Origin of the sequence: Acidiphilium sp. (assembly GCF_049977125.1) — a bacterium.
GTDB lineage: Bacteria > Pseudomonadota > Alphaproteobacteria > Acetobacterales > Acetobacteraceae > Acidiphilium.
Genome location: NZ_JBMFGY010000195.1, coordinates 1 through 4402, shown reverse-complemented (window position 1 = coordinate 4402; position 4402 = coordinate 1). Strand labels below are relative to the sequence as shown.

Annotated in this window: 5 protein-coding genes; all 5 read left to right on the top strand. The window is 50.8% G+C overall.

Translation table 11 applies throughout. The features are described from left to right. The coding region (locus ACP5E6_RS16490) for a hypothetical protein (protein ID WP_427955955.1) at positions 1-497 on the top strand (497 nt) is incomplete at its 5' end. A gap of 382 nt (positions 498-879) precedes the next feature. Beyond that, positions 880-2226, top strand: coding sequence for a plasmid replication protein RepC (gene repC / locus ACP5E6_RS16485; protein ID WP_427955953.1), 1347 nt, complete (start codon positions 880-882; stop codon positions 2224-2226). Between the two features lie 104 nt (positions 2227-2330). After that, positions 2331-3017 (top strand): division plane positioning ATPase MipZ, encoded by a 687-nt coding sequence (locus ACP5E6_RS16480; RefSeq protein WP_427955951.1) that lies wholly within the window; start codon positions 2331-2333, stop codon positions 3015-3017. Then, a complete protein-coding gene (locus ACP5E6_RS16475) occupies positions 3017-3349 on the top strand; it encodes a hypothetical protein (protein ID WP_427955949.1) in 333 nt (110 codons plus the stop codon). Before ACP5E6_RS16480 ends, ACP5E6_RS16475 begins: the two co-directional genes overlap by 1 nt. Before the next feature lie 13 nt (positions 3350-3362). After that, positions 3363-4217 carry an aldo/keto reductase gene (locus tag ACP5E6_RS16470; RefSeq protein WP_427955947.1) on the top strand — a complete coding sequence of 285 codons (855 nt, stop codon included), beginning with the start codon at positions 3363-3365 and terminating at the stop codon, positions 4215-4217. Positions 4218-4402: the final 185 nt, after the last annotated feature.

The window sequence follows — 4402 nt, the reverse complement described above, 5'->3', positions numbered from 1 at the left end:
CCGACGATGGCCGCGTTCAAAAGCATGCCGGCCTCGGTGGGGGAGCGTTCAAAAATGAGGGGAACGGGTACATGGGTTGCAATTCCCATAAAAGACCGTATAAGTCAATAACTAATGTCAGTTATCGTATAACGCTCATTAGATTGAAGGAATCAAACATGGGAAGCTATAATCCCAGCATGGCGCGACCAAAAAAGTTTGCCGAACGAACTGTGATGGCCTTTCCAGAAAGGACGTTCGAAAGAATTGCGGCGCACATTGAGCCGAATGAAGATCGCACCGACTTTATCCGGCATGCAGTTCAAATCGAGCTGGCGTTGAGGAGCGCGGATTTTTATGCTGACCTAAAGCGTTTTCTATTAGCCGACGAAGACGCCTTGGATTTCTGCATCGATGCAATTCGTCGTGCTGTGTTGCAACGCAAGGCGGCAATTCAAGACAGTGGCGTCGAGAGAGCAGGGGCGACGGGGTTCCTGCAGGAGCAGCGCGTCAAATGATCAAAGGTTCTTTGCCTTTTTTTCACGGATCGAATCCGCCCAACCATTACGGCATCATCAAGTTGATTGCTCCTGTAACGAGGAACGCTCATGATGCTTTTTGCGAATCGCGGATGAAGCGACCCGCGAACTATGTCCGAAACCATCAGAGGAGAACGATGAAACCAGCCTAAAATGCAAAAGCCCGCCGGAGAGGCGGGACTTTCACACAATTTGCGATGACGGGAAGTTTTGGCAGCGGCAAACTGACCAAAACGAAATTCACTAAGACCGGTTCCTGATATCGCTCATATGGATCAAAATTGCAAGTCTAAGCTTGCAACGGGTTTCTGTGTGCTAGGCCCCTCCCCTCTTCCGGCGGTTTTCGTCAACCGGAGGAACCATGACAGACGAATTGTGTGGCCAGTATGGTCGCAAGAATATCCACGTCCAAACTGGGTTGCGGCGGATCACACCCGCCATGCTATCCGCGGACAATCTAGCAAAACGCTTTCTTGGGGGCGAAATCACCCCTGGTCAGGCTTTGGCCGCATTAAAGTCAGCTGCCCCGCATTTTGGGATCAGTCCACGTGCGATTCATGCGGTGGACTGGTTGTTTCGTTTCACCCAGCCCCAGGATTGGCTACCTGGATGCCGGCCGATTGTATGGCCTTCTGCATCGATGCAAGCCGCTGAGTTGGGTCTGACCGCTACTCATGTGAAGCGACTTAATCGTCATTTGGTTGAGTTAGGTTTGGTTGCGATGCGCGACAGCCCGAACCGAAAGAGGTATGGGCGGCGGGATGCTCGTGGGCGGATTGTTGAAGCCTATGGGTTTGACCTGTCCCCGATCGCTGTTCGGATCGACGAGTTCAGAGCCGCGGCGGAAGCCTACCGTGCTGAGCGTGCTGCGATTGCCTTACTTCGGCGTCGGGCTACGATTGCGCGCAACAGTCTCAGGCAAACTTGGCAGACGTACCAGGAATGTCAGATCGAGGATCCAGCTCTTTCTGGACTTCAAGATGCGGCGACGTCGGCAAGTCGTGCATTACGTGGCAACGACACGCGGGCAACTTTGACGCCGGCTGTTGTGGCATTGGAAACAATAGCAGCCACGGCACGTCAAGCTTTGGAAATGATGCTTTCAAGACAGGGAGTTGGCGGCTCTGATTCTGTGGAAATGTGCCCCCAGGGGCACAAAAATGTGCCGCATATTACAGCTACAAATCAAACACTTAATCCTACGGATACGGTAATGGCACAGGACAAATGTAACTTTGTCGCTGGTCGAGAAAATGTCGAAAAGTCTGCCAGATCTGACGAGGTCGACAAAAGCAGTACGAGCCGACTAGATCGACATGATAGAGGAACGGTGATGAAAATCCGACCTGATGAACTTCTTCAAATTGCGCCTCGTTTGAAATGTTACCTAAAACGAGCCTCACCATCCTGGCCCGAAATTGTCGATGCCGCCGACTGGCTGCGCCATGACCTGGGTGTGTCAAAACCGTTGTGGGGGGATGCCTGCGTCACAATGGGCCGTGAACGAGCCGCAATTGCCCTCGCAATCGTCTCAGCAAAACCACCTGAGGATTTTACATCAAGCGCAGGCGGATATTTTGCCGGCATGGTAGCCAAATCCCAAACCGGAAACCTCAATCTCGATAGATCGATCTGGGGATTGCGAGAACGGCACAGCGGCAAAGGCATAAACCAATCTTCAAGAAAGAGCATACATGTTGCTACATAACGCTACATGTTTGTAGCTATTGCCATTAAAACAAACTTGTTGGGTGTTGAAGCAACCAACAGCACGTGCTAGCTATCGCTTTCTTTATCCTGAGTGGGGGTGCTATGCCGGTTGTCGTAACCGCTAATCCGAAAGGTGGAGCTGGGAAGAGCACAACAACGCTCATTTTAGCCCAAACGCTGGCACACTTAGGTGCAAGCGTGACAATCATTGATGCTGATCCCAATCGCCCAATTGTTGATTGGAGGGCAGGATCAAGCAAACTACGACTAAACGTAATAGGAGACACCACCGAAAGTTCCATAATACGAACTATCCGTGATGAGCGTTCACGACAACAATTCGTATTTGTGGACCTAGAAGGCACGGCAAGTAGGCTTGTTTCTCGCGCAATTACCCAGGCAGATATGGTACTCATTCCTCTTCAGGCGAGTGGAGTTGATGCTCGGCAAGCTAGCAGAGCAGTTTCTTTGATTCATGAGGAGGAAGAGGCCCTTGGCGACAGACGAATTCCGTTCCGCATTGTTTTGACTAGAACTAATCCAATAATTACAACCAGAATTGAAAAAGAAATTGTTGGAGCTCTCAATGATGCAGGACTTCCAATGATGAAAACTAAAATACATGAGCGGCAAGCATATAAGGCAATTTTTGTGCGGCGCCTTGGTTTACATGAGCTCAACCCAGAACATATTAACGGAATGACAGAAGCAATTATAAACGCTGAGAAATTGGCTAATGAACTGGTAAGATTAATAGTACCAATAGATGCTGAGAAAGAGGTTGCGTGATGAATGAAGATGTATTTGGTTTTGCTAATGCAAAACAATCAACTGCCGAGAGAATTAAAACCATTCGACCGGATAGACTAGAAAATGAAATTAATATTGAGGATATTGCGCGTGCTGATGCGGCAGGAGAACGAGTTGGGTTTAAGAGTCGAGAGAATAACGAACAAATAATTACGATACGTCGGCGTCGAAAAGAACTTGGCCCAACTACTGCTATTAATACGAGAGCCCCACAGTCTGTGGCAATTCCATTCATTTCATTCTGCGAGTCAAATCGTTTTTCTTATTGGGAAGGAATTCAAGAGCTGATGAAACGTTCGGGGCTGATTTAGAAATGCCGTCAGAATGGAAAATAACGTAGAAATCCCGAGAATTATTTTGCCTGATGGCACTGCAGTTCCAGCCGTTGGACAGGGAACCTGGAACATCGGCGATAGTCGAGCGCACGTTACTTCTGAACTTTCCACGCTCCGCGAAGGAATTGATCTCGGAATGAGTCTAATCGACACCGCTGAGATGTATGGGAATGGCGCCTCCGAGCGACTGGTAGGTGAAGCCATATCCGGACAACGCGATCGAGTTTTTTTAGTCAGTAAGGTTTACCCTCATAACGCCTCAAAACTAGGCGTCGCTAAATCGTGCGCCGCTAGCCTCAAACGGCTCAGAACGGATTATCTTGATCTCTATCTGTTGCACTGGCGCGGTGATTATCCGCTGGCCGAAACCGTTGAAGCCTTCGAACGACTACGGGCGGTCGGGCAGATCAGGTATTGGGGGGTCTCGAACTTCGACACCAGGGATATGATGGAACTTGGCGCATTGCCGGCGGGCGGACGTTGTGCGACCAACCAAGTTCTATACCATCCAGAGGAAAGAGGGATCGAATTCAGCTTGTTGCCATGGTGCCAAGCCCATTCGATGCCGGTCATGGCGTATTCTCCCCTTGGGCAAGGCGGGCGGCTGCTGCGCTCTCAGGCGCTGATAACCGTTGCAAGACGACATGGGGCGACACCAGGCCAGATTGCTCTGGCGTGGTGTTTGCGGTCGGGCGGAGTAATTGCGATTCCGAAGGCGTCCACCGTCACGCACGTCAGGGAAAATGCGGGCGCCGCGGCAATCAAACTGACGATCGAGGATCTAGCTGAGATCGAGGCGGCGCACACTCCGCCGAGTTTCGAGGCACCGCTGGCGATGCTGTAACGCGGTACAGGTCGATCTCGGACTGCCGTATTGCAACAAGCCGTCACGGGCGGGCGGTAGGGCAGGGGTCATCTCATTGATTTTGTTGACATCAGGATCGACCTACACGCGATAACCCCTATTATCGCGCGTAGTGGAATTATTCGGGGCTATATCGGTTCCAGGTCCATCAGGATCGGCCGATG

What these genes read in the sequence shown, in the direction of transcription:
- repC (WP_427955953.1), top strand. Translation starts at nt 880, where the DNA reads ATGACAGACGAATTGTGTGGCCAGTATGGTCGCAAGAATATCCACGTC.
- ACP5E6_RS16470 (WP_427955947.1), top strand. Translation starts at nt 3,363, where the DNA reads ATGGAAAATAACGTAGAAATCCCGAGAATTATTTTGCCTGATGGCACT.
- ACP5E6_RS16480 (WP_427955951.1), top strand. Translation starts at nt 2,331, where the DNA reads ATGCCGGTTGTCGTAACCGCTAATCCGAAAGGTGGAGCTGGGAAGAGC.
- ACP5E6_RS16475 (WP_427955949.1), top strand. Translation starts at nt 3,017, where the DNA reads ATGAATGAAGATGTATTTGGTTTTGCTAATGCAAAACAATCAACTGCC.